At 61.0% G+C, this 24546-nt stretch carries 26 protein-coding genes; 16 read left to right on the top strand and 10 right to left on the bottom strand.

All coding sequences use genetic code 11. The features are described 5' to 3' along the window. Positions 1-104: 104 nt before the first annotated feature. The 3 genes from ATE48_RS10395 to hemE form a co-directional block, all read right to left on the bottom strand. Positions 105-575, bottom strand: coding sequence for a CopD family protein (locus ATE48_RS10395; RefSeq protein WP_066771068.1), 471 nt, complete (start codon positions 573-575; stop codon positions 105-107). Continuing rightward, positions 575-1609 carry a ferrochelatase gene (hemH, locus tag ATE48_RS10390; protein ID WP_066774884.1) on the bottom strand — a complete coding sequence of 345 codons (1035 nt, stop codon included), beginning with the start codon at positions 1607-1609 and terminating at the stop codon, positions 575-577. Before hemH ends, ATE48_RS10395 begins: the two co-directional genes overlap by 1 nt. Before the next feature lie 62 nt (positions 1610-1671). Then, positions 1672-2712, bottom strand: coding sequence for a uroporphyrinogen decarboxylase (gene hemE / locus ATE48_RS10385; protein WP_066771065.1), 1041 nt, complete (start codon positions 2710-2712; stop codon positions 1672-1674). A gap of 340 nt (positions 2713-3052) precedes the next feature. Here hemE and ATE48_RS10380 point away from each other — a divergent pair, with 340 nt between their 5' ends. The 5 genes from ATE48_RS10380 to dnaQ are packed head-to-tail and all read left to right on the top strand — an operon-like array spanning position 3053 to position 6619. Beyond that, entirely contained in the window at positions 3053-3880 is an 828-nt protein-coding gene (locus ATE48_RS10380; RefSeq protein ID WP_066771059.1) for a pyruvate, water dikinase regulatory protein, read from the top strand. Further along, entirely contained in the window at positions 3877-4467 is a 591-nt protein-coding gene (locus tag ATE48_RS10375) for a Maf family protein (RefSeq protein ID WP_066771057.1), read from the top strand. The genes ATE48_RS10380 and ATE48_RS10375 overlap by 4 nt, the downstream gene beginning before the upstream one ends. Next, complete coding sequence (gene aroE / locus ATE48_RS10370) at positions 4464-5279, top strand: shikimate dehydrogenase (RefSeq protein WP_066771055.1); 816 nt, start codon at positions 4464-4466, stop codon at positions 5277-5279. The genes ATE48_RS10375 and aroE overlap by 4 nt, the downstream gene beginning before the upstream one ends. After that, on the top strand, positions 5276-5869 hold the full coding sequence (gene coaE / locus ATE48_RS10365) for a dephospho-CoA kinase (protein WP_066771053.1): 594 nt from the start codon (positions 5276-5278) through the stop codon (positions 5867-5869). The genes aroE and coaE overlap by 4 nt, the downstream gene beginning before the upstream one ends. Positions 5870-5878: 9 nt before the next feature. After that, positions 5879-6619: a DNA polymerase III subunit epsilon gene (gene dnaQ, locus ATE48_RS10360; RefSeq protein WP_066771049.1), complete on the top strand. Its 741-nt coding sequence runs from the start codon at positions 5879-5881 to the stop codon at positions 6617-6619. On the opposite strand, the gene secB is transcribed toward dnaQ, so the two are convergent. Further along, entirely contained in the window at positions 6616-7104 is a 489-nt protein-coding gene (secB, locus tag ATE48_RS10355; protein ID WP_066771048.1) for a protein-export chaperone SecB, read from the bottom strand. The two genes, dnaQ and secB, sit on opposite strands and share 4 nt — an antisense overlap. Positions 7105-7261: 157 nt before the next feature. Between secB and ATE48_RS10350 the strand changes: the two genes are divergently transcribed. From ATE48_RS10350 to hslU, 6 genes are all read left to right on the top strand, one after another. Beyond that, a complete protein-coding gene (locus ATE48_RS10350; protein ID WP_066771046.1) occupies positions 7262-7840 on the top strand; it encodes a Tim44/TimA family putative adaptor protein in 579 nt (192 codons plus the stop codon). Beyond that, on the top strand, positions 7837-8367 hold the full coding sequence (locus ATE48_RS10345) for a Smr/MutS family protein (RefSeq protein ID WP_228126581.1): 531 nt from the start codon (positions 7837-7839) through the stop codon (positions 8365-8367). Before ATE48_RS10350 ends, ATE48_RS10345 begins: the two co-directional genes overlap by 4 nt. Before the next feature lie 127 nt (positions 8368-8494). Beyond that, positions 8495-10606 (top strand): putative bifunctional diguanylate cyclase/phosphodiesterase, encoded by a 2112-nt coding sequence (locus ATE48_RS10340; RefSeq protein ID WP_066771040.1) that lies wholly within the window; start codon positions 8495-8497, stop codon positions 10604-10606. A gap of 31 nt (positions 10607-10637) precedes the next feature. Further along, complete coding sequence (hslV, locus tag ATE48_RS10335; protein WP_066771037.1) at positions 10638-11183, top strand: ATP-dependent protease subunit HslV; 546 nt, start codon at positions 10638-10640, stop codon at positions 11181-11183. Further along, positions 11176-12360 carry a hypothetical protein gene (locus ATE48_RS10330; protein WP_066771035.1) on the top strand — a complete coding sequence of 395 codons (1185 nt, stop codon included), beginning with the start codon at positions 11176-11178 and terminating at the stop codon, positions 12358-12360. The genes hslV and ATE48_RS10330 overlap by 8 nt, the downstream gene beginning before the upstream one ends. Positions 12361-12419: 59 nt before the next feature. Beyond that, positions 12420-13724 carry an ATP-dependent protease ATPase subunit HslU gene (gene hslU, locus ATE48_RS10325; RefSeq protein WP_066771031.1) on the top strand — a complete coding sequence of 435 codons (1305 nt, stop codon included), beginning with the start codon at positions 12420-12422 and terminating at the stop codon, positions 13722-13724. Here the strand turns inward: hslU and ATE48_RS10320 are convergent. Beyond that, a complete protein-coding gene (locus tag ATE48_RS10320; protein WP_066771029.1) occupies positions 13721-14719 on the bottom strand; it encodes an adenosine kinase in 999 nt (332 codons plus the stop codon). The two genes, hslU and ATE48_RS10320, sit on opposite strands and share 4 nt — an antisense overlap. A 91-nt stretch (positions 14720-14810) precedes the next feature. On the opposite strand from ATE48_RS10320, the gene ATE48_RS10315 reads away from it, so the two are divergent. Both ATE48_RS10315 and ATE48_RS10310 read left to right on the top strand, forming a co-directional pair. Then, a complete protein-coding gene (locus ATE48_RS10315; protein ID WP_156767719.1) occupies positions 14811-15209 on the top strand; it encodes a hypothetical protein in 399 nt (132 codons plus the stop codon). Then, positions 15209-16090 (top strand): ATP-grasp domain-containing protein, encoded by an 882-nt coding sequence (locus ATE48_RS10310; protein WP_083197289.1) that lies wholly within the window; start codon positions 15209-15211, stop codon positions 16088-16090. The genes ATE48_RS10315 and ATE48_RS10310 overlap by 1 nt, the downstream gene beginning before the upstream one ends. Here ATE48_RS10310 and nth read toward each other — a convergent pair. After that, a complete protein-coding gene (gene nth, locus ATE48_RS10305; RefSeq protein WP_228126580.1) occupies positions 16018-16716 on the bottom strand; it encodes an endonuclease III in 699 nt (232 codons plus the stop codon). The genes ATE48_RS10310 and nth overlap by 73 nt on opposite strands. 48 nt (positions 16717-16764) lie before the next feature. On the opposite strand from nth, the gene ATE48_RS10300 reads away from it, so the two are divergent. Beyond that, entirely contained in the window at positions 16765-17286 is a 522-nt protein-coding gene (locus ATE48_RS10300) for a DUF2244 domain-containing protein (RefSeq protein WP_083197288.1), read from the top strand. On the opposite strand, the gene dapB is transcribed toward ATE48_RS10300, so the two are convergent. From dapB to dnaK, 3 genes are all read right to left on the bottom strand, one after another. Continuing rightward, entirely contained in the window at positions 17256-18062 is an 807-nt protein-coding gene (gene dapB, locus ATE48_RS10295; protein ID WP_066771025.1) for a 4-hydroxy-tetrahydrodipicolinate reductase, read from the bottom strand. The genes ATE48_RS10300 and dapB overlap by 31 nt on opposite strands. Positions 18063-18098: 36 nt before the next feature. Then, entirely contained in the window at positions 18099-19265 is a 1167-nt protein-coding gene (gene dnaJ / locus ATE48_RS10290; protein ID WP_066771023.1) for a molecular chaperone DnaJ, read from the bottom strand. 108 nt (positions 19266-19373) lie between these two features. Further along, positions 19374-21290, bottom strand: a complete 1917-nt coding sequence (gene dnaK, locus ATE48_RS10285) for a molecular chaperone DnaK (protein ID WP_066771019.1) — start codon at positions 21288-21290, stop codon at positions 19374-19376. 302 nt (positions 21291-21592) lie between these two features. On the opposite strand from dnaK, the gene ATE48_RS10280 reads away from it, so the two are divergent. After that, positions 21593-22252 (top strand): alpha-ketoglutarate-dependent dioxygenase AlkB, encoded by a 660-nt coding sequence (locus ATE48_RS10280; RefSeq protein WP_066774870.1) that lies wholly within the window; start codon positions 21593-21595, stop codon positions 22250-22252. On the opposite strand, the gene ATE48_RS10275 is transcribed toward ATE48_RS10280, so the two are convergent. After that, positions 22182-23567 (bottom strand): M48 family metallopeptidase, encoded by a 1386-nt coding sequence (locus tag ATE48_RS10275; protein WP_066771016.1) that lies wholly within the window; start codon positions 23565-23567, stop codon positions 22182-22184. The genes ATE48_RS10280 and ATE48_RS10275 overlap by 71 nt on opposite strands. A 100-nt stretch (positions 23568-23667) precedes the next feature. On the opposite strand from ATE48_RS10275, the gene ATE48_RS10270 reads away from it, so the two are divergent. Continuing rightward, positions 23668-24543 (top strand): dienelactone hydrolase family protein, encoded by an 876-nt coding sequence (locus ATE48_RS10270; RefSeq protein ID WP_066771014.1) that lies wholly within the window; start codon positions 23668-23670, stop codon positions 24541-24543. Positions 24544-24546 lie beyond the last annotated feature (3 nt).

Raw genomic sequence — 24546 nt, 5'->3', positions numbered from 1 at the left:
TTAGGAGAAGTTGGCTGGCGCCGCCGTCGCGAGCATGCCGGAGCACGCACGGACAGCCACACCACACCGCGCGGGGAGCGTCAAGCCGCTGAAAGCCTCAGGTGTTAGGGTTCCAGCGTAGCCAGGAGAACCACGGCGATCGCCACGAGAAACGGGATCTCGCTCATCAACCGCCAGTAGCGTTCTGAATGGCGCCGCTGCCCTGAGGCGAGCTTGCGACCTTCTGCAGATAGGAAGCCGTGGTAACCGGACAAGCCTAACACAAGGATAAGCTTGCCCCAGAACCAGTGCGGCACGCTGGCGACGATATCCGGGAAGGGGCGCGACCAATCGGCGACCAGGTAGGTGGCGAAAAGGAAAATGCCGAAAGCCCATGCCAGCACCAGGCTCGGCGTCAGGATGATCATGCGAAGGCTACGGGCGGCCTTGAGCATCGCCTGCTCAAGCTCGCCGCCGGCCTGTGAGCCCGTGATGTAGGCGTAGAAACGCGGCAGCATCAGAAGGCCCGACACCCAGGCGATGATGGCGATGATGTGCAGGCCTCTCGCGAGATCGTAGCCGATCACGTGTTCCATCAGCGAGCGCCCCCTTGTGCGCAAAGCCCATTCACGGCCGGGCAAATCCGTTCGCCGGATTCGCTTTGGACCTTACCCGGGGCGCCCAGAGCACGCTCCACCAAATCCGCTAACGCGTCGATGAAGCGCGGGTCGGCGCCGAGAGCCGGAGCGCGGAGGTAATATGGCAGACCAAGCCCGCGGGCAACTTGAGCATACTCAAGGTCGAGTTCGACCAGGGTTTCGACGTGCTCGGACACGAATGCGATGGGGGTCAGGACGACGCCCACGCCATCCTTACCAGCTTGGTGGATTTCTTCCTCAGTCGAGGGGCCGATCCATTTCATTGGACCGACACGCGATTGGTAGCAGGTACGGATGTCCCAATCAGGGGGCAGCAGTTTGCGGACGGCCGCAACGCTCTGCTCGACTTGCCACTGATAGGGATCGCCACGCGCGATCACGCTCTGTGGCAAGCCGTGAGCTGAGAAGAGCAAACGGGGCGAGGGCGGCGATCCGTTTTCGCGCCAAGTCTTGAGAATGGCGTCCGCATGCGCCTGTGCGAACTTCGCACCGGCCGGATAACAGCAGATCGTTGAAGCCGGCAGTTTTGATGCTGTGCGCCATGCATTCAGCGATGACGCTGTCGTCGTGCTCGAGAATTGCGGATAGAGCGGCAACAGAATGACATCGGTCGCGCCCCACTTTTCAACGGCCTTCGCTGTGTCTTTCGTGAACGGCTTCCAATAGCGCATCGCCGGGAAGCATTTGAAGGTCACGTTCGAGACGCGCTTGGCGATCGCCTGCTCTAACGCATCAGCTTGTTTAAAGGTCTCAGGCAAGATGGGTGAGCCGCCGCCCATGAGTGCGTAATTGGCTTTCGCCAGCTTTTCGCGAGAGCGCGATATCAATTGCGCGATGAAGAAACGAAATGGCTGCGGCAGGCCAATGATGGCTTTGTCGTTGAAGAGATTGAACAGAAAAGGGCGCACGGATTCTTGTTTGTCCGGTCCACCAAGATTGAAGAGAATGATCGCCACGCGTCGTGACGTCATAACGCGGAGACCTGGACCCTTGTCGGATTCAGGGGGGGGCGAATCTTCTAGCGGCACGGCGCTCATACGCCGCCTTTCACCACTTGGATCAAACGCGCCATGTTTTCCGGCGTCGCTTGCGGAGTTATGCCGTGGCCAAGATTGAAAATGTGCGGCGCGTCTTTAAAAGCCTGAAGTACATCACGAGCTGCGCGCTCCAGCGCTTCACCGCCCACCACTAGGGCGAGAGGATCAAGATTGCCCTGAAGCGGCATGCCGCTAGGCGCTGCCTGAATCGCAAAATCAGCCGGCGTCTGCGTATCGATGCCAAGCGCGGTGACGCCTGTTTCATCTGCGTAAGCGCCAAGCTGCGCACCCGAGCCACGCGGAAATCCAATGATCGGCACCGTCACACCGAGATCGCGCAAGCGGTTCATGAGCTTACGTGTCGGTCCAATGATGAGCTGTTGGAATTGCGCCGGCGGCAATCCTTCAGACCAGCTTTCGAATATCTGTAGGCAATCCGCGCCGGCTTTCACTTGCGCCGTCAAATGCTGAGCACTCATCTCGATCAGAGTTTCGAGGAGGACATCGACGTCAGCTGGACGGTCGTAAACAACACGCCGTGCGCGCTCTTTGTCGCCGCCTTCTCCTTGAAGCATGTAGGTCGCAACAGTCCATGGACCGCCGCAAAAACCGATCAGCGCGATATCTTTTGGGATCGCGGCTTTGATCCGTTCAACAGCTTCGTACACGGGCGCTAGACGTTGAAGCCCGCGTGTCGGGTCATCGAAGCGCCAGGTCTCTTCCTCGCTCAAAGGATTGAGACGCGGGCCTTCGCCCTCGACGAACCAGACCTTTCGGCCAAGCGCGTCTGGGACGACCAAAATGTCAGAGAACAAAATCGCTGCGTCGAGCGGGAAACGGCGGAGAGGCTGCATCACAGCTTCCGTCGCCAGGGCAGGGGAATAGCAAAAGTCCAGGAAGCTCTTCGCACGCGTCCGAAGCTCCCGGTACTCCGGCAGATATCGTCCAGCCTGACGCATGATCCAAACCGGAGGAGGATCCAGCCTCTCTCCGTTCAGGACCCGTATCAGCGCGGGAACTCCTTCCCGACTACCCATTCGCCTCTTCCCAACTTCTTAGAATTTGAATCCTGATTAATGAGGACTCGTTGTTGATGCGACTTTGTTTGCGGGACAAAATCTTTCTCCACATCTTATCCCCTGACTTGTCCTTCGCGCACTGCGGCGGAATTGTCTTTGGTGGGAATGGCTTGAGGGGTGCTTGAGTCGCGTGCGATTCCTGGGCGACCAGAATGTCGCGCTGTGAGCAAGGTTTGGAGGAATCGCCAGGGAGGAGAAGTGAAAATCGCTCTTGGTGGCTGTTCGTTCTCATATGTCTCTTTTCTGGCGCCGCACCCAACAGCTTGTCCACAATCCTAACTGGCCTGATATGTGAACGATGACGCACGACCGGCTCGGCATCTTTGCGAACTTCCACCTCGTTTCCGACTCAACAGGGGAGACGCTAGCTGGCGTGTTGCGAGCGACCTGCGCTCAGTTCGACAATGTGATGCCGGTTGAGCACTCGTACTTCCTGGTGCGGTCGGCCCGCCAGTTGGAGCGGGTGATTACGGAAATCGCCGCGGCGCCAGGTGTGGTCATGTTCACGCTCTCGAACCTGGAGCATCGGGCTCAGCTGGAAGATGCGTGCCGCGAGATGGATATGCCTTGCGTTGCGGTGCTCGATCCGGTGCTTGATATGACGTCACGCTATCTCGGCGTTGAGATGAATCATCGGGTGGGTAACCCGCGCAAACTGAATGCTGAGTATTTCAAGCGGATCGATGCGCTCGACTTTGCCATGTACCACGATGATGGGCAGCAGCATGTCGATTTGGCCGTTGCTGACGTTATTCTTGTTGGGGTGAGCAGAACGTCGAAAACGCCGACTTGCGTGTATCTGGCTCACCGTGGCGTGAAGGCCGCGAACGTGCCAATGGTGCCGGGCGTGCCTTTGCCGCCGGAGGTGTTCTCAAAAGACGGCCCACTGGTGGTTGGACTTTTGATCTCGGCCGATCGCCTTATTCACATTCGTCGCAATCGCCTGGCGTCGATGAAGGAAACCCGCGCAGGCAGTTATACGGATGAAGACGCGGTGCGGCGTGAGGTGATGGACGCGCAGAAGCTGTTTGAGCGGGAAGGGTGGCCGACGATCGATGTCTCCCGCCGCTCGATCGAGGAGACGGCTGCAGCGGTGCTTAACCTCCTCGCGGATCGCGCCACGTGAGCCTTGTCCTTGCGTCCGGAAGCGCTGCACGCAGACGCCTGCTCGAAGCTGCGGGCTTGAGCTTTGAAGTCGAGGTTCCGCGCGTTGATGAAGAAGCCGCGAAGGCAAGTTTGCGCGCCGAGGCTCTGCGTCCGCGCGATCAGGCTGACGCTCTGGCGGAACTGAAGGCGCTCAGTGTTTCACGGTCGCGACCCGATTTTGTAATTGGCGCCGATCAGATGTTGGCGCTTGGCGATGATGTATTCGACAAGCCGAAAAGCGCTGAGGAAGCACGCGAGCATTTGTTGCTCCTGCGTGGGCGGACCCATGAATTGGTGACGGCGGCCGTAATCGCGCGCGAAGGCGCTATCATCTGGCGGCATGTCGATACGCCGAAACTTAGGATGCGGAATTTCAGCGACGCCTTTCTGGATGATTATCTGGCGCAAGCAGGGGATCAGGTGCTGCGGTCCGTGGGCGCTTACCAGCTTGAAGGTTTAGGTGCGCAATTGTTCGAGCGTGTTGATGGTGATTATTTCTCGGTGCTCGGTCTACAACTGCTGCCGCTGCTCGCCTTCTTGCGTGAACACGGTATTGCGCGGCCATGAGCATTACTGCTGCAACTAAAGTCTATGGTGTGATTGGCGATCCGGTGACGCATTCGTTGTCGCCGGTGATGCACAATGGCTGGATCGCTGACCATCGGATTGACGCTGTTTACGTCGCGCTGCCGCTGCGAAGCGATGACGCCGTAGTAGCCATTCGTGCACTCAATGGTTTTGCTGGACTGAACGTGACCGTTCCGCACAAGGAAGCGGCGGCGAAGGCAGCGGCGCGCAGCGAAGCGGCAGTGGCGAACGTATTGCGGCGCGAGGATGACGGCAGGTTCTCGGCTTTTAATACGGACGGGCAGGGCTTTTTGGACTCGCTTACGGAAAGCGCGCCGAGCTGGCGCTCGCATGTGCGGCGGGCGTTGATTGTCGGGGCGGGCGGCGCGGCGCTGGGGATCGGCGCAGCGCTTTCGCCATTCGTGGATACGGTGCATTTCGCAAACCGGACTGCCGATCGGGGTGAGCAGACCGCCGCTTCAATCCCCAATGGTCGAACCACGCGCTGGGACGATCTTGAGCGTGCATTCGGGCACGCGGACCTCATTGTTCAAACGACGACACTCGGTATGGCGGGTCAGCCTGAGATGGCGTGGCCGGTTTCGTTCTGCAGACCGAATGCGATTGTTGCGGACATTGTCTATCGCCCCCTGAACACGCCGTTGCTGACCGCTGCGCGCGATCGTGGGCTGAAGGCGATCGATGGCCTTGGCATGTTGATCCATCAGGGCGCGCGCGCGTTTGAGATATGGTTCGAGATCAAGCCGGATGTTGCGAAGGCGCGGCAGCGTCTCTTGGCGGCGCTGGGATGATTATCATTGGCCTCACCGGATCGATCGGCATGGGCAAATCGACCGTCGCTTCGATGTTCGCGGAAGAGGGTGCGCCCGGCTTCGATTCAGATGCCGCCGTGCATGCGCTCTATGCGCCGGGTGGCGCGGCGGTTGGGCCGGTTGAGGCCGCCTTTCCGGGTGTGACTAAGGACGGGGCGATCGACCGCATCGCGCTTTCGGCGCGCGTTGTCGGCAATGCCGAGGCTATTAAGCGGCTCGAGGAGATCGTTCATCCCCTGGTGCGTCAGGCACAGATGGCATTCTTGCAGCAGCATCGCGACGCCGGCGCGCCCTTCGTTGTGCTGGACATTCCGCTTCTGTTCGAAGGCGGCGGGGCGAAGCTTGTGAACAAGACCGTCGTGGTTTCGGCTCCTGCCGAGGTTCAGCGCACGCGCGTGCTGTCCCGGCCCGGCATGACGGTGGAGAAATTCGAGGCGATCTTGACGCGGCAGATGCCTGATGCCGAAAAGCGGGCGCTGGCCGATTTCGTCATCGATACGGGTGTTTCACTGGAGCAGACGCGCACCCAAGTACGCGCCGTGCTGGACGCTCTGCGCGAACCGGTTTAGCGCGGATTCATGCGCGAAATCCTCTTCGACACGGAAACTACGGGCGTCTTTCCTGATCATAAGGAAGAGAAGCAACGTGACCGCATCGTTGAGATCGGTTGCGTTGAGGTGTTCAACCTTGAGCGCACCGGCCGCGAGTTTCACGCCTATCTCAATCCGGATCGCGATGTTCCGGAAGAGGTCGTGCGTGTGCACGGGCTGCGGCTGGAATTTCTGCGTGGCCACAAGCGCTTCAGCGAAGTAGTGCAAGACTTTTTGGAATTCGTGGGTGACGCGCCGCTGGTCGCGCACAATGCTTCGTTCGACCAAGGTTTCTTGAACGCTGAACTGCGCCGGTGCGGTTTGCCGACTTTCGGCGACGAACGCTTCGTCGACACGTTACAGATTGCGCGAAAGAAGTTTCCGGGCGCCTCGAACTCACTCGATGCTTTGGCGCGGCGGTTTGAACTTGATCGTTATGGATTCGATCTTGCCTCGCGCAAAGGTGCAGGCGGTCACGGCGCAATCGTCGACTCCCGCATCCTTGCGGAAGTTTATCTGCATCTGAAGGGTGGCCGAGAGCAGGCGCTTGAGTTTGATCCGGGTGCTGCAGCGGCGGCTGATGCGGCGTTGTTGCGGCCGATCGAACTTGCAAGGCGCACACCGCGCGCAACGCCGTTGCCTTCCCCGATAACGCAAGACGAGCAAGCTGCACATGCGGCGTTCATCGAGAAGCTCGGACCGAACGCGATCTGGCTTAAGGTTGGCTAGCCGCCGGCTGCTGCGAGCGGAACGTCGCCGCGGTTCTGACGTTCGCGGAGCTCTTGCCAATAGAGCGGTGTGAAATCGATCGGGTTGATCAGCAATGGCGGATAGCCGCCTTCGCGCGTGATCTCGGCGATGATTTGCCGGCTGAATGGAAACAGGAGGCGAGGGCACTCGATCCAGATCAGCGGCTCGACGTCCTCAGCGCGTACATTCACGAATTGGAACAAGCCCGTGTAGACGAGGTTCGCTGCGAACATCGGCTGATCCGCGCGCTTGGCTTGCACGTTGATACAGAGGTCCACTTCGGTCGCTTCGCCCTGGCCGACGGGCCGTGACTTCACTTCGACGCCCATGTCGATGGCGGGCTGGACGTCATAGCCGGAGGTCGCTGCTAGGATGCTTTGGAATGACAGCTCTCTCACATACTGAGCCAGGACCCTCAGGTGAGGGGAATCGGCTGGCGGAGCGCCATCGTTTTGCGTGTTCATGCGCCAGAAACTCGTGCTGGGAGCGGAAAAACCGGCGGCTAACATGCTGCGGCGATAGGGGCAAAGCAACCGCGCTGGCAGAACCTGCCTGTTGGCATTATCTTAAATCAGCGCATACCACCACGCACTATTGGAGCGGCGTCCGTTGGATCAGAGCATGATTGAAATCCTGGTTCTGGCGTTTATCGCCGGCTTCGTGCTGTTCAGGCTCTACACGACGCTTGGCAAACGCACCGGCGCTGAGCGTCCCGAGCCGGCGCCAGCGCAGGGCGAGCTACCGCGCGAGCCGGTGCAGGCGCCGCTTACGCCGTCGATGACGACGGGCTCCGCAGGCGAGGGTGTGGCTGCGATCGAGCGCGCCGATCCCAACTTCGAGGCGGGCTACTTCGTGCAAGGCGCGCGCTCGGCTTACGAGATGATTGTAGGCGCTTTTGCCAAGGGCGATCGTGAAACACTGCGCGGGCTGCTGACGCCGCGTGTCTACGATTCATATGTCGCGGCGATTGAGGCGCGTGAAGCGCAGAACGGTGTTGGCCCGGAGATCGTGCGGTTGAAGTCAGCTGAGATCGCTGACGCTGAACTCAACGGCGATACCGCGCGCGTGGTGGTGAAGTTCGAAGCAGAGCTGGCGGAAGGCGCTACCGGCGTGCGGGATGCGCGTGAACGCTGGACTTTCGAGCGTAATGTTCGCTCTGCCGATCCGAATTGGCTGCTATCACGCGTCCAGGCGGCGTGAGCAAAAAGCAGCGCGATCTCACTACAGATGAAAAGAAATTGTGGCGGCGTGTCGCTGCAAGCGTGAAGACGCGCCGTCCTTTGCCCGCTGAGGTGGAGGAGGCCGAAGAAAAGCTCGCGCCTAAGCGAGCCGTACCGACGGCTGCAAGCAAGGCGCCTGCGCCTGCGCCCGCGCCGCGCGCAAAGCCCGCGCCGCCTCCGCAACATCGTGGCAACGAAAAGCGCGTGCGCCGCGGCAAGCTGGAAATCGGTGCATCGTTCGATCTTCATGGGCACACGCAAGAAAGTGGACGCGCGGTGCTTGAGCGGTTTTTGCGCGCAGCACATCGGCGCGGCGATCGCACGGTGATTGTGATCACCGGTGTAGGGCGCGGCGGCGTGGGCGTTTTAAGAAGGTGTTTGCCTGAATGGCTCGCTGAGCGCGACATCAGGCCTTTGGTGTCAGGGTATGCGCCGGCGCACCGGGCGCACGGCGGCTCCGGCGCATTTTACGTCTTCCTCAAGCGTCCAAGCGAAACCTCCGATTAAGGCGTGTGACCAAAGCGTTGACGCAAAATGCACGTAACTATGTGAATTTGGGCGCATTTTTAGGCCCGCGCTAACCAAACCACGCAAATCTCCTCGCGCGTGCGCGCCATGCATGCCCGGAGAGACGATGAACCTGCGCTTGCCAAAGCTCGCGAGCCTTAGCCGCCCACGCGGTTTGCAGGCGCGTGCGGTCGTGTTCACCGCGATGCTGATGGCGGTCACGGCGGCGGTGTCGGCGGCGATCTTGATTTTCGGCGCGCAGACCGAGGGTGAGCGACAGCAGCTTTCGATTACGCGCGATTTGACCGAGCACTTGGCGACGCGCGCTGGAGACATCATGGCGCGCGGCAACACGCGCGTGCTCGAAATGATGATCCAGGGATCGACCCAGCAGCGTAACGTTCGCAGTATTTCAATTCGCGATGCGCAGGGCGCGGTGCTGGCTCAGTCCGGTGGTGACGCGCAAGATAACATCATTATGGCGCGCGTGACACAGCGCGCACTTTCGGATCGCGTGAGCGCCTACAATCGCAGCGCCGATGGTGTCGTCACGGTTGCTTCGCCTGTTATTCGCGAAGGCCATGTGATCGGTGTGGCGGTGCGGATGTGGGAGGCGGACGCCTACAAGTTCGATGCGGTGCCGTCGCTGACGCCGTTTCTGCTGATCCTCGCGTGCTTGGCTTTGGCGGCGATACCTTTGACCTCGCATGCCGTGCGCCAGACCATTGCCCCGCTCGATGAACTCGCGCGCTACGCGGCGAAGGTGGGCGAGGAGGGGCAGGCGCCGCCGATTAATATTCGCACAGGCGATGAGTTCGAGACGCTCGCCAATGCGCTGAACAATATGACTGGCCGGCTCGACGCATCGATGCGTCAGATCCAGGAAATCGCGTTCGTCGACCCAGTGACGAGGTTGCCGAACCAGGATCGTTTCATTCGCGAGGTGGATTTCTTCATCTTGCAGAGCCAGTCGACCAAGGGTGGCGCGGCTGTCGCCGTTGTCGACCTCATGCGCTTGCCGCGCCTGTTGCAGACACTTGATCCTGACGCTGCGCGCGAATTCTTGCGCGTCGTCGCTGATCGCTTCGTTTCATCGGTGCGCACGGTGGATCGCGTGGTGCGAATGCGGCCGCAGGGGGATCGTCCAGCCGTGCCGGCTCGTCTCGGTGCATCTGAATTCGGCGTATTCGTGCCAGATCTCTTATCTGCATCTGATGCAGCGCGCTTTGCGCAGCATTTGAATGCGGCATTGGATCAGCCATTCGACTGGCGCGGTCATAAATTTACGCTTGGCGCATGCTGTGGCGTTGCCTTAGCGGCGCATGACGGCGGCGATGCCGATACGGCCATTCGCCACGCGCGTATGGCAATGGCGGCAGCGCATGCGGCTCCCGCACGCGTAAAAATTTACACCCAATCGCTCGATCGCGAAGCCGTGGCGCGTTTGACGCTGGAACGGGAAATGCGAGGCGCGCTCGAACGCAACGAGTTCCGCGCCTACTTCCAACCGAAGATCAATCTCGCGACCGGTCGCATCGAAGCGTGCGAAGCGCTCGCGCGTTGGATCAGGCCTGATCGCACGATCATCAGCCCCGGACGTTTCATTCCTGTGGCTGAAGAGAGTGGTCTCATCGGCGCGCTCTCAGATGCGATTATGCGCGAGGCCTGTTGGAAGGCGGCGGCATGGGCGCGGGCAGGGCAGCCCGCAAAGGTCGCGGTCAATGTTTCGGCGCTGCAGTTCCGCAGCGATCGTTTCGCCGAGAATGTGCTCCGGGTCGTCGCACACGCTGGGTTGGCGCCGAGCAATCTCGAACTCGAGATCACCGAGTCTATGGTGATGGCCGATCCTGACCGCGCGCTTCGGATTATCAAGCCTCTGCGCGATGCGGGCGTGCGCTTGGCGATCGACGATTTCGGCTGTGGCCATTCGAGCTTGGCGGCGCTTTCGAAGCTGCCGTTCGATGTCATCAAGATCGATCAGCAATTCATCCGCGCGCTCGAAAAGGGCGATACGCAATCGGCGGCGATCGTTGAGATGATCCTAGCGCTGGCGCGTACGCTCAATATGGAAATCGTCGCGGAAGGCGTTGAACGCCGCGAGGACATGGAATTCATGGCGGCGCGCGGGTGCCATTGGATCCAAGGCTTCCTCTTTGGCGCCGCGGTTTCTGCGCCCGAGTTCGCCGAACTTCTGCGCCGCCAGGCGGGCGATGATGTGAGCGCCGAAGACGCCGCTTGATCGGCGGGCTTGGCTCCGCCACATCTCCAATATGACAGATCAGCCAGGGTGGCACGGCACCACCATCGTGTGCGTGCGTAAGGGCGGTAAGGTTGTGATCGCCGGCGACGGGCAAGTCTCGGCGGGGCCGACGATCCTCAAAGGCAATGCACGTAAGGTGCGCGCCCTCGGTATAGGTTCGGTGATCGTCGGCTTTGCCGGCTCGACCGCCGATGCGTTCGCTTTGTTCGAGCGGCTGGAGACCAAGCTGGAGCGCTTTCCCGGTCAACTGGCGCGCGCTTGTGTTGAGCTTGCCAAGGATTGGCGCACTGATCGGGCGCTGCGTCGTTTGGATGCGATGCTGATTGTGGCGGATAAGGACGAGACCCTGCTTTTGACCGGCGCCGGCGATGTGTTGGAGCCGGAGCATCAGGTGATCGCAGTGGGCTCCGGGGGCAATTACGCCCTCGCGGCGGCGCGCGCTCTCTATGACTATGTCGACGATCCCGAGGTTATTGCTCGCAAAGCGATGGAGATCGCGGCTCAGATTTGCGTATATACGAACGGTAATCTGACGGTGGAGACGCTGAATGGCTGAACGTGGCGCGTTGGAAGCTGCAGCCGCAGCCGGTGTGATCAACGCCGAACAGGTTGGCCCGCTCCACGACTTTTTGGCCTCCCGCGCCGCTGGCGTGTCGGCGACGCCGAGCGGGGAGGAGGATCTCCGTTTCTTAAGAAATTTCCACGACGTCTTCTTGGCGACAGGCATCGCCTTGCTCGCGATCGGTCTTGCGATTGGGGTTTCGGTTTATGTCGCGACCTCGGGCGTAGATAGTCCGCAGGCGGGCGCGATTACGACCGGTGCGCTGTTCGCAGGATGCGGCGCGGTGATGTGGAGTCTTGGCGAAGTATTCGCGCGTCGCCGTCGTTTGTTCTTGCCTGCGATCGCAATTGTGATTTCGCTCACGGTGTTCACGGTGATGGCTGTGGCATTGCTTTATGCCGGCGTGCTTGTGGGCCGCGGTTTTGACGGCACCGGCCTCGATATGTCGACGATGCCGCCGGAATTGCGCATGGGCATTTGGGTCGCAACGGCGTTTGCATTCCTAGCGCCGCTCGCGTTTTACGCGCGCTTCCGCCTGCCGTTCTCACTTGGCTTTGCCGGTGGCGGCATTGCGTTGTTCGTGATCGTTGCGGCGCTGACGGCGAATTTCGAACTCACGATGCAGTATCTGGCGCCGCTTGAGCTTGGGCTCGGCTTGCTGTTGTTCCTGGCCGGTGTTGCGTTCGATGCGCGTGATCCTGCGCGGACGACACGCTATTCCGACAACGGCTTTTGGCTTCACTTTGCAGCGGCGCCGTTCATTTTGAATGGTGCGTTCGGGTTGATTGGCCAGATGTTCGGTGAGCAGGCCGGTTTTTCATCGTCGGGCGCTTTGGTTGCATCGGCTGCCGAAGGCGGGAACAACGCAATTGCGCACGCGGGCATAACCTTAGCCGTGGTGTTGCTGCTGGGCATCGTCTCGCTGCTCATCAATCGCCGGGTGCTGATTGTCTCGACATTGATCACAACGGGCGTGGCGATCGGCATCCTGATGAATGCTGTCGGTATGGGCGCTGGCGCGCTAGCGGCCTCGACGCTGATCGTGCTCGGCGCATTTGTTTTGATCCTTGGTGCGAGTTGGCACAGCGCCCGCCGCGCGCTTTTGGGTTGGGTCAAGCCTGACGGTGCATGGGCGCGAATTTTCCCGCCGGAAGCGTCACCAGCCACCTAGGTTATCGACGAGACGCCGCACTTCACGCGAAGCAGGGGTGCGCCTAAATCTGGCGAGCCATGACCCATTTCTCGCCCCGTGAAATCGTTTCTGAGTTGGATCGCTACATTGTCGGTCAGAACGACGCTAAACGCGCGGTTGCAATTGCGCTGCGCAATCGCTGGCGGCGTAAACAATTGCCGGATGACCTCCGCGAGGAGGTAACGCCGAAGAACATTCTGATGATCGGGCCGACGGGCGTCGGCAAAACTGAAATCGCGCGGCGTTTGGCAAAACTCGCGGGCGCTCCCTTTCTAAAGGTCGAGGCAACGAAGTTCACAGAGGTCGGCTATGTCGGACGTGACGTGGAACAGATTATCCGCGATCTGGTGGAAGTGTCGCTGAATTTGGTTCGGGAACGGCGGCGGCGCGAAGTGCGCGCGCGCGCTGAAGCGGCAGCTGAAGAGCGGGTGATTGATGCGCTCGTAGGGCAGGGATCGAGCGCCGCAACGCGCGAGTCTTTCCGGAAGAAATTGCGCAACAGTGAGCTCGGCGGCTCGGCCGTTGAGATTGATGTCGAAGATAACGCAAGCCCGATGGGCGGGCTCGATATCCCGGGCCAACCCGGCATGGGCATGGTCAATATCGGGGAGATCTTTGGCAAAGCGTTTGGGAAGCGCACCAAGCGTGTGCGGATGACCGTCGATGAAGCTTATGAGCCGCTAGTGCGTGAGGAGAGCGACAAGCTCATTGATCAAGACACCCTGGTCAAAGAGGCGCTGACGCTTACCGCTGAGGATGGAATCGTATTCATCGATGAAATCGACAAGATCGCCTCGCGCTCAGAACGGGTCGGCGGCGGCGATGTCAGTCGTGAAGGCGTGCAGCGCGATTTGTTGCCCTTGATTGAGGGCACGATCGTTACGACCAAGCATGGTCAGGTGAAGACGGACCACATTCTATTTATTGCGTCCGGCGCGTTTCACGTCTCGAAACCGTCAGATTTGCTGCCTGAATTGCAGGGACGATTGCCTATTCGTGTCGAGTTGCAAGCGCTTACACGCGAAGATTTCCGCCGCATCTTGACCGAGCCGGAAGCAAGTTTGGTTACGCAGTACAAAGCATTGCTGAAAACCGAGGGCGTTACGCTCGATATTACCGACGATGCCGTTGAAGCAATTGCCGGCATCGCTGCGGACGTTAACAGCACTGTCGAAAATATCGGTGCGCGCCGCTTGCAGACGGTGATGGAGCGCTTACTCGACGAGGTGAGCTATACCGCACCGGATCGCAGTGGCGAGACGGTGCACATCGATGCGGACTATGTCCGCAGCAATGTTGGCGCGCTCGCCAAGAACGCGGATTTGAGCCGATTTATTCTTTAGATGCTGAGGCCGCGTTGCTGGGCAAGTTCACGCAGGCTTGTCTCGGGACGCGGGCCCATGTGTGAGATGACTTCGGCTGCTGCAAGCGAAGCGAGAGCGCCGCACTCAGCCAGCGATCTGCCGCGCGTGTATCCGAAGAGGAAGCCAGCCGCGTACTGATCACCCGCACCTGTTGTGTCGACGACCTTGGAAACCGAGAACGCTTTGGCTTCGACGGTATCGTCCTTGGTCACGATGAGGGAGCCGTGCTCTGAGCGCGTCACCGCAACGAGGGGACAGGCCTTGCGGGCCTGAGCAATCGCGTCGCCAAGATCAATGCATTCGTAGAGCGAGAGAATTTCGGACTCGTTGCAGAACAGAATGTCGACGTGGCCGGCCACGAGGTGGCGGAAGCTATCGCGGTGGCGATCGACGCAGAACGTATCCGAGAGGGTAAGTGAAACCTTACGGTCCGCGGCGCGTGCGATTTCGGCAGCGCGCACGAATGCGGCTTTCGCTTCGTCGCGATCGAACAAGTAGCCTTCGAGGAAGAGTGTTTGGCCCGATTGGATGAGCTCCTCATCGAGATCTTCAGCGCTTAGCAGCGTGGAGGCGCCGAGATAGGTATTCATGGAGCGCTGGCCATCGGGTGTGACGACGATCAATGAGCGCGCGGTGCCGGGCGTGCCCGGGCGCGGGGCGGTGTTGAAGGCAACGCCGGCGGCGCGGAATTCCTTGGTGAAGCGAGCGCCGAGATCATCTTGGGCGACTTTGCCGATATAGCCAGCTGTGCCGCCGAAGCTCGCAACGCCGGTAACCGTGTTGGCGGCGGAACCACCCGCTGCAACGACAGGATCTGCGAGGCGTGTAGTCAGGTGATCGGCCCGCGCTTCGTCGATCAAAGTCATTCCGCCCTTAGCGATGCCTTCTTCGGCCAGGAACTGGTCCGTTACCGGCTTCAGGATGTCGATAATGGCGTTGCCGACGGCGACGACATCGTAGGTCGAGCTTGTCATGAGTTAATCCTTGGAGTTGGGGCCTTAAAGCGCGCGGAATGAGGCGTGGCAAGCATTGCGGGCCAGGGCGGGCGGCGGCACATTCGCGCGCATGAGATTCATCGCCTCACTGGCAGCCCTCGCGCTGCTCGCCGCCTGCGCAACCGCCGCGCCGACTTCGCCCTCAAATAACGACGCCGCGCCCACGGGGCCTTCGGGTTCGACCTCGTCTTCCAGGCAAGCGCAATTGTTGCGCGCCGCCGGAGGCGCTGATGCGCCGTCGCTGCAGGATGTGGAGCGCTATTTCGGCCAGGCCGATATCGTGCGCCGCGACGGTGCGGGAACGGCGCTTACGTATCGGTTCGAGAATTGCGCATTGCTGATGCTGTTCGCGGCCGATGCGCGCAATGCGATGCGGCTTCAGGAGGCGCATCCAAGCGCGCGCCGGGCAGGGGTTGCGGCGCCGACCTTGGACCAATGCGCGGTGGAAGCAGCGGCGCGCCGCTCATAATGGCGCGCGTGGCTTATCTCACGGGCCGTTCGTATCGCGGCACGCCGCTGGGGCCGGGCGTGGTGCCGCCGCTTGAAGAGAAGAGCCGTGATCTCATTCTCGCCGCGGGCAAGCAGCGCGGGATCGATTTCGAAGTGGTCTATTGGGATGAGATGGATCTGCCGCAACACGGCTTTGATCTGGCCGTCATCCGGACGACTTGGGATTACACCGAGCGCGCTGATCAGTTCGTGGCGACGCTCGAGGCGCATGAGCGTGCGGGTCTGCGTGTCCTCAATCTGCCGGCGGTCGTGCGCTGGAATTTGCGCAAGACCTATCTGAAAGAACTCGGACCCTCCGCCATTGAGACCGTGTGGACCGACGGCAAGCCCGGCGCACACAATGTGGCGCAGGCGTTCGACGCTCTCGACGCGGCGGAGATTGTTGTGAAGCCGCAAGTGGGTGCGGGATCGGTTCGTACCGTACGGCTCAAACGTAATGCATGGAGCGAGGCCGCTCTGATCGATGGCCCGATCGGACCAGCGATGATCCAGCCTTATCTGCGTTCGATTGAGACAGAAGGGGAGCGGTCGCTGTTCTGGTTTGGCGGCGCTTACTCGCATGCAGTGCGAAAAGTGCCGGCGGCTGGCGATTGGCTCGCAAACGTCTCCGGTGCGCGATTTGTAGCCGAAACGCCGCCGCACGCCGCCATTCAAGCCGCAGAGGCCGCGCGGGCGCGCGCGCCGCAGGACCTGCTTTATGTACGCATCGATTTAGTGCTCGGCGACGACGGCGCCTGGCGCGTGATCGAGATCGAAGCGATTGAGCCTTATCTCTTCTTCGATTTCGCGCCCGAAGGGGCGGACGCTTTCGTTGGCGCTATCGCACGTGTCTTGGGCTGAAACACGCAAAGATCGGCAATGACGCAGCGCGGGCACTCTGGCTTGCGCGCTAAGCACGTGTAGCGTCCGTGCAGGATCAGCCAGTGGTGTGCGCCGTGCAGGTACTTGGGCGGCGTGATCCGCATCAACTGATCTTCCACCTCTGCGGGCGTTGTGCCTGAAGCCAATCCGGTGCGGTTGGCGACGCGAAACACGTGCGTATCGACCGCAATTGTGCCTTCGCCAAAAATTTCCATGAGCACGACGTTTGCTGTCTTCCGCCCAACGCCGGGCAAGGCTTCGAGCGCGTCGCGTTCGCGCGGGACTTCGCCGTTGTGTTGGTCGATCAGATTTTGACTCAGCGCGACGACGTTCTTGGCTTTGTTGCGCCAGAGGCCGATCGTCTTGATGTGGTCGGCCACGCCCTCCTCGCCGAGCTTCAACATTTTCGCCGGCGTGTCGGCGATCTGAAAGAGGGGGCCGGTGGCGCGGTTGACGCCTTTATCGGTCGCCTGGGCCGAGAGTACGACGGCGACGAGGAGCGTATATGGGTTGGTGTAGTCCAGCTCGGTCTTGGGGTCTGGGCGCACGTGAGCGAGGCGGGCGTAAAGCTCTTCGGCCTTGGCTTTGGTCAGGCGCTTGGCCACGTGTTTTCAATCCTTGGCAGTCGAAGCTGCTGGGTTAGTCTTAGAGACATGAGGCCGACGTGGGAACGCTCACCGGACGCGCCGTTCTTGGACGGACCGCTTTTGATGGATGCAAGCCTGCGTCCGCATCGAAGCCTGAGTGCGCGGGCGTTTAAATATATGTTGGTCGCCGTGATCGCTGTGAATGTGGCGGTAGCGCTGTTCTTCTGGGTGCAGGGTGCGTTTCCGGTCGCGGGCTTTCTGGGGCTGGATGTACTGGCGCTGTGGCTGGCGTACTGGATCAATTATCGCGCAGGGAAGGCCGCGGAATATGTGCGGATTGCGCCGGGAAAGGTGCATGTCGCGGCGGTGAATCAGGACGGGATCGCAACGCATTGGGTGTTGAACCCGATATGGGCGCAAGTCGCACGCGACGGACGTGGCGTGTTAATCCGTGAGCGCGAAGGGCAAATGCGGCTTGGGGCGTTCTTGTCGCCGAAGGAATGCGATGGGTTTGCTGCAGCGTTGAGTCTGGCGCTCAGCAAGGCAAAGCGCGGTCCTTACAATCCCAATACGTCGCGCATCGAATAAAGGCCGGGGCGTTTGTCTGCGACCCAGAGCGCTGCGGCGAGAGCGCCATCCGCGAACACGGCGCGATCTGAGGCGTGATGCGAAAGCGTGAGGACTTCGCGCTCGGCGATGAAGCGCACGTCGTGATCGCCGACGATGCCGCCGCCGCGAATTGCGGAGAAGCCGATGCCGCCTTCTTTCCGAGGACCGGTGATGCCGTCGTGTGGCTTGAGGCGTGCGTCGGAGAGTTTCACGTTGCGCCCGTGAGCGGCAGCGTCGCCGAGGAGGAGGGCCGTGCCTGAAGGCGCGTCGACCTTGCGCCGATGATGCGCTTCGGTGATTTCAATGTCCCAATCGGGACCGAGGCGCTGCGCGGCTTGTTCCACGAGCGCCGCGAGCAGGTTGACGCCTAGACTGAAATTGCCTGAGCGGACGATAGCGATGCGTTCGGCGTGAGCGGCGATCTTTGCTTCTTGCTCATCTGAAAGACCGGTAGTGCCGATGATTGCGCCTTTGACAGGCGTGCCGTCGAGGGCGTCGAGCGCTTCGATGGTTGCGTTGGGTGCTGTGAAATCGATCCAGACTTCGGCCTTGTCGGCGGCGAGGTTCGAGGTCTCGGAGGCGTTCATCATCAGCGGGGCGACGCCCGCGAGCGCGCCAAGATCGATGCCGAGGAATTGGCCATCGCCACGCTCGGTGCCGCCGCAGACGAGGAAGCGCGGATCAGCCGATGCCGCGCGCACCAACGCCCGGCCCATACGGCCGCCAGCGCCGGCGATTGCGATGGAAAGTGTCATATCGCCGTTGTGAGCCGCGCCGCACTGGCTGGCAAGTTAGCGCGCAGGCGGTTCGCTGTTGGCGTCGAAGAACTTCTTCATGCTGTCGAAGAAGCCTTGTGTCTGCGGGTGAGCTTCTTCGCTGCAATCTTTGGCGAACTCTTCGAGCAGTTTCTTCTGCTTCGCCGTGAGGTTCACGGGCGTTTCGACCAAAAGTTCGACGTGGAGATCACCGCGATCCTTGCCGCGTAGATGCGTCATTCCCTTGCCTTTGACGCGGAAGCGCCGGCCGGTCTGTGCGCCCGCGGGAATGGCGATCTTGGTGCGCTCGCCGTCGATGGTGGCGATTTCCATTTCACCGCCCAGCGCTGCCTTCACCATCGGTGCGGGCGCGCGGCAGTAGAGATCCGGTCCTTCGCGCTCGAACAGAGCGTGCGGCTTCACCGAGAGGAAGAGATAAAGATCTCCGGCTGGGCCGCCGCGAACGCCAGCATCGCCCTCGCCGGAGAGACGGATACGCGTGCCGTCTTCGACGCCAGCAGGGATCTTGACCGAGAGCGTGCGCTCTTTTTGGGTTTGCCCGCGCCCACCGCACGAACGGCACGGCGTTTTGATCGATTGACCACGGCCGTGGCAGGCAGGGCAGGTGCGCACCATGCGGAACATGCCTTGCTGGGCGCGAACTTGGCCGGCGCCTTGGCAGGTGGCGCATGTTTCGAGCGGTGCGTTGCCTTCCGAGCCCGAACCTTTGCAGGGCTCACAAGCTTGTGCGCGCGGGACGACGATCTCGCGTTCGTTGCCGCGGAAGGCTTGCTCGAGCGTGATCTCGACGTCGTAGCGGAGATCTGCGCCGCGAGCAGGACCATTGCGCTGTCCGCCGCCACGACCGCGCGAGAACATTTCCTCGAAGCCGCCGCCGAAAATCTCATTGAAGAGATCGGAGAAGTCAGCTGCGCCGGCGCCGTGGAAGCCGCCACCTGCACCTGGTCCACCGCCTTGAAATGCGGCTTTGCCATAGCGGTCATAGGCAGCGCGCTTTTCCGGATCGGAAAGCACGGCGTAGGCTTCGCCAAGCTCTTTGAATTTATCTTCCGAGACTTTGCAGCCCGGGTTTTGGTCCGGGTGCAGCTTCATCGCCAGTTTGCGAAAAGCTGATTTGATCGTCGTGGCGTCAGCGTCGCGCGCGACGCCAAGCACTTCGTAATAATCACGGTCAGCACTCATGCTGTCACCGAGATGAGAAAGAGGCGGCTTCCTCGCAAGGAGGGAAGCCGCCCGATTTCAGTTTGGGAGATGCGCAACAGCATCGAGCGACCTCAAGTCGTAACTGGCTTAAGCGCTCTTCTTGCTGTTGCCGTCGACTTCTTCGAAGTCGGCGTCAACAACACCTTCCTTGTCCGGGCCGCCGGCGTCGCCGCCATCAGCACCGCCGCCGCCTTGGCCGCCGTACAGGGCTTCACCGATCTTCATCGATGCTTGCACCAGGGCCTGCGTCTTGCTGGCGATCTCGGCGGTGTCTTCAGTTTCGAGCGCGGCCTTCAGCGCAGCGATTGCGGCTTCGATTCCGGCCTTATCTGGCGCAGGGATCTTATCACCGTTTTCCTGTAGAGATTTCTCAGTGGCGTGGACCAGAGCTTCGCCCTGGTTGCGGGCTTCGGCCATTTCACGGCGCGATTTGTCTTCGCCGGCGTGCTCTTCAGCTTCCTTGACCATGCGCTTGATGTCGTCGTCGGAGAGACCGCCCGACGGCTGGATACGCATGTTCTGTTCTTTGTTGGTGGCCTTGTCCTTGGCGCCGACCGAGACGATGCCGTTGGCGTCGATGTCGAAGGTGACTTCGATCTGCGGCATGCCGCGCGGTGAGGGCGGGATGCCGACAAGATCGAACTGGCCGAGCGGGCGATTGTCCGCGGCCATTTCACGTTCGCCTTGGAAGACACGGATGGTGACGGCGTTTTGGTTATCTTCGGCGGTCGAGAAGATTTGGCTCTTCTTGGTCGGGATCGTGGTGTTGCGCTCGATGAGGCGCGTGAACACGCCGCCCAGCGTTTCGATGCCGAGTGAGAGCGGGGTGACGTCGAGCAGCACGACGTTCTTGACGTCGCCTTGCAGAACGCCGGCTTGAATCGCGGCGCCAACGGCCACGACTTCATCCGGGTTGACGCCCTTGTGCGGTTCGCGGCCGAAGAATTCCTTCACGACCTGCTGAATCTTCGGCATGCGTGTCATGCCGCCGACAAGCACCACCTCCTTGATGTCCGAAGCGGAGAGGCCGGCATCCTTCAGCGCGGCTTTGCACGGCGCGATGGTGCGCTGGACGAGGTCTTCGACCAGGGCTTCATACTTCGCGCGTGTGATCTTCATCACCAGGTGGAGCGGGTTCTTAGTCGCGGGATCTTGCGTAATGAACGGGATGTTCACTTCATAATCGCTGCGCGAGGAGAGCTCTTTCTTCGCTTGTTCCGCGGTTTCCTTCAGACGTTGGAGAGCGTCCTTCTGTTGGCGCAGATCAACGCCGGTTTGCTTTTTGAACTCGTCGGCGAGGTAGTTGACGATGCGAATGTCGAAGTCTTCACCGCCGAGGAAAGTGTCGCCGTTGGTGGAGCGGACTTCGAACACGCCGTCGCCGATCTCGAGGATCGAGACGTCGAAGGTGCCGCCGCCGAGGTCGTAGACGGCGATGGTCTTGTTGGTTTCGCCCTTATCGAGACCGTAGGCGAGCGCGGCTGCCGTCGGTTCGTTGATGATGCGTAGCACTTCGAGGCCGGCAATCTTGCCTGCGTCCTTCGTGGCTTGGCGCTGAGCGTCGTTGAAGTATGCGGGAACCGTGATGACGGCCTGCGTTACAGGCTCACCGAGATAATCCTCCGCCGTCTGCTTCATCTTCTGCAGAACGAAGGCGGAGATTTCGGACGGCGCGTATTGCTTATCGCGGCCTTGGATCCACGCGTCGCCGTTCGGGCCCTTCACAATCTTATAGGGGACCAAACCCACGTCCTTCTTCGTGATCGGATCATCGAAGGAGCGGCCGATAAGGCGCTTCACGGCGTAATAGGTTTGTTCGGAATTCATCACCGCTTGGCGTTGCGCCGTGAGACCGATCAGGCGTTCGCCATCATCGCGGAATGCCACGACCGACGGCGTGGTGTTTGAGCCTTCAGAATTGGCGATAACCTTGGGTTGGCCACCTTCCATGACGGCCACGCACGAGTTCGTCGTGCCCAAGTCGATGCCGATTACTTTGCCCATTGCTTAGTCCTCGTTCCTTTTTCAGCGGCGCGGTTCCGGCCATTGGACCCAAATGCATGGCGTCCCCGAAGCGCGCGTCCTGTCCTTTGTTCAAGCGATTAAACGACTTGTCGCCCCGTCCCAAGCACCAAGCCGCTTCGTTCCGGGTTCATGTGGTGTATCGCCTACGAGGTGCAAGACTTTCTGGCGACCTATCCGCATTCGTCGCAGGGAAATAGTACGATGGCCGTTAGGCCTTGATCCGGCTCAAGTTCTCCGGCGGAACAAAAAAGAAACCGAATGCCTAGATAGGCGATATGGCGATGACCCGCCCCGCTTCCGATTTCGACGGCTTCCGGCTTTGGCCGGGCCTGCTCGACCGCGCCGCCCAAGAGGCGCTGCGCGACGAGGTGTTCGCGCGCATGCGGGGAGGGCCGCTCTACATTCCGCGCATGCCGAAGTCGGGTCTGCCGATGCGGGTGCGGATGACCAATTTCGGCGCGCTCGGTTGGGTGACCGATAAGGAGCAGGGCTATCGCTACCAGGCGACCCACCCCGAGACCGGCAAGGCTTGGCCGGAGATGCCGCCCAAAGTCGTTGAGCTTTGGAATGAGCTCAGTGGTTACGATGCGCCGCCGGAAGCGTGCCTCGTGAACTTGTACGAAGGCGACGCGCGCATGGGTTTGCACGTCGATAGCGACGAAGACGCCTGGGATGCGCCCGTGCTTTCGATCTCGCTTGGCGACACGGCGATGTTTCGTATTGGCGGCAGCGTGCGCTCGGATCCGACGCGGAGTGTGCGTCTCGCATCAGGTGATGTGTGCATGCTGAGCGGCGCTGCGCGACGTGCGTATCATGGCGTTGATCGCATCATGAACGGCACGTCGCGCTTATTGCCGAAAGGCGGACGGCTTAATTTGACGGTGCGGCGGGTGACGGTTCCGTCGTCGTCACGGGCGTCTCCACCGCCGGCGCAGGCCTAGCCGGGGCGGCATCGTGGCTGCGGACAAAGTCCGGAACCCAACCGGCCGGCGGTCCGCCTGGCGTGTTCGGCAAGCGGCCAGCGGCGATTTCGTGCGCCTTCCAAACCATGGCGTTGTGCACGCGATTCCAGCCCGATGGGTGATCGTAGAAGAACCACTCTTCGAACGCGCTTGGTTCCATTTTGCGATATTCGCTGAGCAGCACGGAGGCTTCCGCAAAGCCGTCAGGCTCGCGCGCTGCATTGAGGCCAAACATGTCCGCTTGCTGTTCGTTGAAATAGACCATGTTGCGTTGAAGCGGCGCGGTGATGAGGCCGACGACCGCGAGCAACACCATCACTAACGGCAATCCTGCGGGGTCCGAGATGTCGCGGATGCCCCAGCGCTCATTCTTGGCAGCCCAGCGGAATGTGAAGTGCACGAACGCGAAGCTGAAGATGATGAAGATCGAACTGAAGATCATGCCCGATACGTTGTGCCTTAGAACGTAATGGCCGATTTCATGCGCCATCACGGCGCGTACGGCTTCGGGGCTGGTGCGCTCCAGCAGGGTGTCCGCGAGTGAGATGCGGGTTGTCGGGCCAAAGCCTGAGACGTTGGCGCTGATGCTGTTGGTTTGGCGCGAGCGATCGTAGACGTAGACGTTGTCCGCCGGCACGCCATTGGCTTGGGCGAGGGCGAGAATGCTGTCGCGCAGTTCGCCTTGCTCCATCGGCGTCGCCGTGTTGAAGAGCGGCGCGATGTAGACCGGGAAGAGCATGCTCATCACGCCGGCGAAGGCGACAGTCACGATCGAGCCCCAGATCCACCACGTGTTCCGGGCTGCGCGAATGATGAGATAGAGCACGGTCAGGAAGAGCGAGCCGATCACGAGGCCAAGCGCAAATCCGATGAGCTGCTCGTTGAACCATTCAGGGAAGTCTTGAGTGGAGAGATTGTACCGGTGCTCGCGAACGAAGCCGACATAGTACGAGAACGGAAAGGTCAGCACGCTCGAAACGAGGATATAGAAGAACGACGTGCCAAGCGCGACGAACGGAAACCACTTCAGGGTTTTCTCGATCCAGCTGCGCACGCCGCGCGCCCAGCCGAGCAGCAGCATAAGCCCGGCCACGATGATGGAGAGCGCGGTGCCGGCAAAGTCGATGATGTAGCCGCCCTCGAAGTAAGAGTTCGAGCGCTCCGTGGCTTCCGGGCCCATGGTGGCGAGCCAAGCTTGCGTCGCGTCCTCAGGATTGAAGGGTAGGGCGGCCGCCATGGCCGGTCCCGCGAGCATGAATGCCACCGCGAATGCGGCTAGGCCTAGAAAACGCATCGAAACGCCCCCGAATAATTTACTGGCCGAAAGCCTGCGCCCGCTCCAGATCACGCGCAAGGGGACGCGCGCCGGGCGTGTTTCTTGAGGAGACGAACGGATGAAGCTTGACACCCCAGAGGGCAATTTCCCGCCGACGCGCCGCACCATGGCGGCTTCGCTGTTCTTCGTGGGCTATGCGACGGCGGCTGCTTCTTCGTGCGCCAGTCCTGTGACCACACCCTCAGATGAGCTGGTCGTCGAGGATGTGCACATAAACGGCGCGGGCGGCTATGCGCTGCCGGCCTACGTGGCGCGGCCGAGTGGGCGCGAGCGCCATGGCGCGATCATTGTCGTGAATGAGATCTTCGGCATCCACGACTACATCAAGGACGTTTGTCGCCGCTTTGCGCGCGAAGGTTATGTCGCGATTGCGCCGGACTATTTTGATCGCGCGGGTGACCCCGCGCCGATGACGGACATGACCGCGATCCGCGATATTGTCGCCACCGCCAACAATGAACAGGTGATGGGCGACACGCAGGGCGCCATCGAGTGGTTGAAGGCGCAGTCGTCTTCAAATGATCGCATTGGCATCACGGGCTTTTGCTGGGGCGGCACGGTTGTTTGGATGGCGGCCGCACGCTTTCCCGACGTGAAAGCTGGCGTCGCCTGGTATGGGCGCCTCGTTCGTCCGGCGCCTGGAAGCTGGGGGGCGGACGAAGATCGCCCATGGCCGTACGACATTGGCGGCACGCTGCACACGCCGGTGCTAGGGCTCTACGCTGAAAACGATCGCGGCATTCCGCTTGAAAGCGTTGAACAAATGCGTGCGTCGTTGAGCGCCGCCGACAATCCTTCGCACTCGGAGATCATCGTCTATCCGGGCGTGCAGCACGGCTTCCATGCCGACTATCGCGAGAGCTACAATGCGGAGGCCGCCGCTGACGGCTGGGCGCGCTGTCTCGCCTGGTTCCGCGCCAACGGCGTCGCATAAAGG

The sequence above is a fragment of the Candidatus Viadribacter manganicus genome, from assembly GCF_001679665.1.
Taxonomy (GTDB): Bacteria; Pseudomonadota; Alphaproteobacteria; order Caulobacterales; family Aquidulcibacteraceae; genus Vitreimonas; species Vitreimonas manganica.
Note: the sequence above shows the minus strand (reverse complement) of the source record. Positions and strands in the feature narration are given on the sequence as shown.

Coding starts and splice junctions, on each gene's coding strand:
- ATE48_RS10395 (WP_066771068.1), bottom strand. CDS start 575: ATGGAACACGTGATCGGCTACGATCTCGCGAGAGGCCTGCACATCATC.
- hemH (WP_066774884.1), bottom strand. CDS start 1,609: ATGACGTCACGACGCGTGGCGATCATTCTCTTCAATCTTGGTGGACCG.
- hemE (WP_066771065.1), bottom strand. CDS start 2,712: ATGGGTAGTCGGGAAGGAGTTCCCGCGCTGATACGGGTCCTGAACGGA.
- ATE48_RS10380 (WP_066771059.1), top strand. CDS start 3,053: ATGACGCACGACCGGCTCGGCATCTTTGCGAACTTCCACCTCGTTTCC.
- aroE (WP_066771055.1), top strand. CDS start 4,464: ATGAGCATTACTGCTGCAACTAAAGTCTATGGTGTGATTGGCGATCCG.
- coaE (WP_066771053.1), top strand. CDS start 5,276: ATGATTATCATTGGCCTCACCGGATCGATCGGCATGGGCAAATCGACC.
- dnaQ (WP_066771049.1), top strand. CDS start 5,879: ATGCGCGAAATCCTCTTCGACACGGAAACTACGGGCGTCTTTCCTGAT.
- secB (WP_066771048.1), bottom strand. CDS start 7,104: ATGAACACGCAAAACGATGGCGCTCCGCCAGCCGATTCCCCTCACCTG.
- ATE48_RS10350 (WP_066771046.1), top strand. CDS start 7,262: ATGATTGAAATCCTGGTTCTGGCGTTTATCGCCGGCTTCGTGCTGTTC.
- ATE48_RS10340 (WP_066771040.1), top strand. CDS start 8,495: ATGAACCTGCGCTTGCCAAAGCTCGCGAGCCTTAGCCGCCCACGCGGT.
- hslV (WP_066771037.1), top strand. CDS start 10,638: ATGACAGATCAGCCAGGGTGGCACGGCACCACCATCGTGTGCGTGCGT.
- ATE48_RS10330 (WP_066771035.1), top strand. CDS start 11,176: ATGGCTGAACGTGGCGCGTTGGAAGCTGCAGCCGCAGCCGGTGTGATC.
- hslU (WP_066771031.1), top strand. CDS start 12,420: ATGACCCATTTCTCGCCCCGTGAAATCGTTTCTGAGTTGGATCGCTAC.
- ATE48_RS10320 (WP_066771029.1), bottom strand. CDS start 14,719: ATGACAAGCTCGACCTACGATGTCGTCGCCGTCGGCAACGCCATTATC.
- ATE48_RS10315 (WP_156767719.1), top strand. CDS start 14,811: ATGAGATTCATCGCCTCACTGGCAGCCCTCGCGCTGCTCGCCGCCTGC.
- ATE48_RS10310 (WP_083197289.1), top strand. CDS start 15,209: ATGGCGCGCGTGGCTTATCTCACGGGCCGTTCGTATCGCGGCACGCCG.
- ATE48_RS10300 (WP_083197288.1), top strand. CDS start 16,765: ATGAGGCCGACGTGGGAACGCTCACCGGACGCGCCGTTCTTGGACGGA.
- dapB (WP_066771025.1), bottom strand. CDS start 18,062: ATGACACTTTCCATCGCAATCGCCGGCGCTGGCGGCCGTATGGGCCGG.
- dnaJ (WP_066771023.1), bottom strand. CDS start 19,265: ATGAGTGCTGACCGTGATTATTACGAAGTGCTTGGCGTCGCGCGCGAC.
- dnaK (WP_066771019.1), bottom strand. CDS start 21,290: ATGGGCAAAGTAATCGGCATCGACTTGGGCACGACGAACTCGTGCGTG.
- ATE48_RS10280 (WP_066774870.1), top strand. CDS start 21,593: ATGACCCGCCCCGCTTCCGATTTCGACGGCTTCCGGCTTTGGCCGGGC.
- ATE48_RS10275 (WP_066771016.1), bottom strand. CDS start 23,567: ATGCGTTTTCTAGGCCTAGCCGCATTCGCGGTGGCATTCATGCTCGCG.
- ATE48_RS10270 (WP_066771014.1), top strand. CDS start 23,668: ATGAAGCTTGACACCCCAGAGGGCAATTTCCCGCCGACGCGCCGCACC.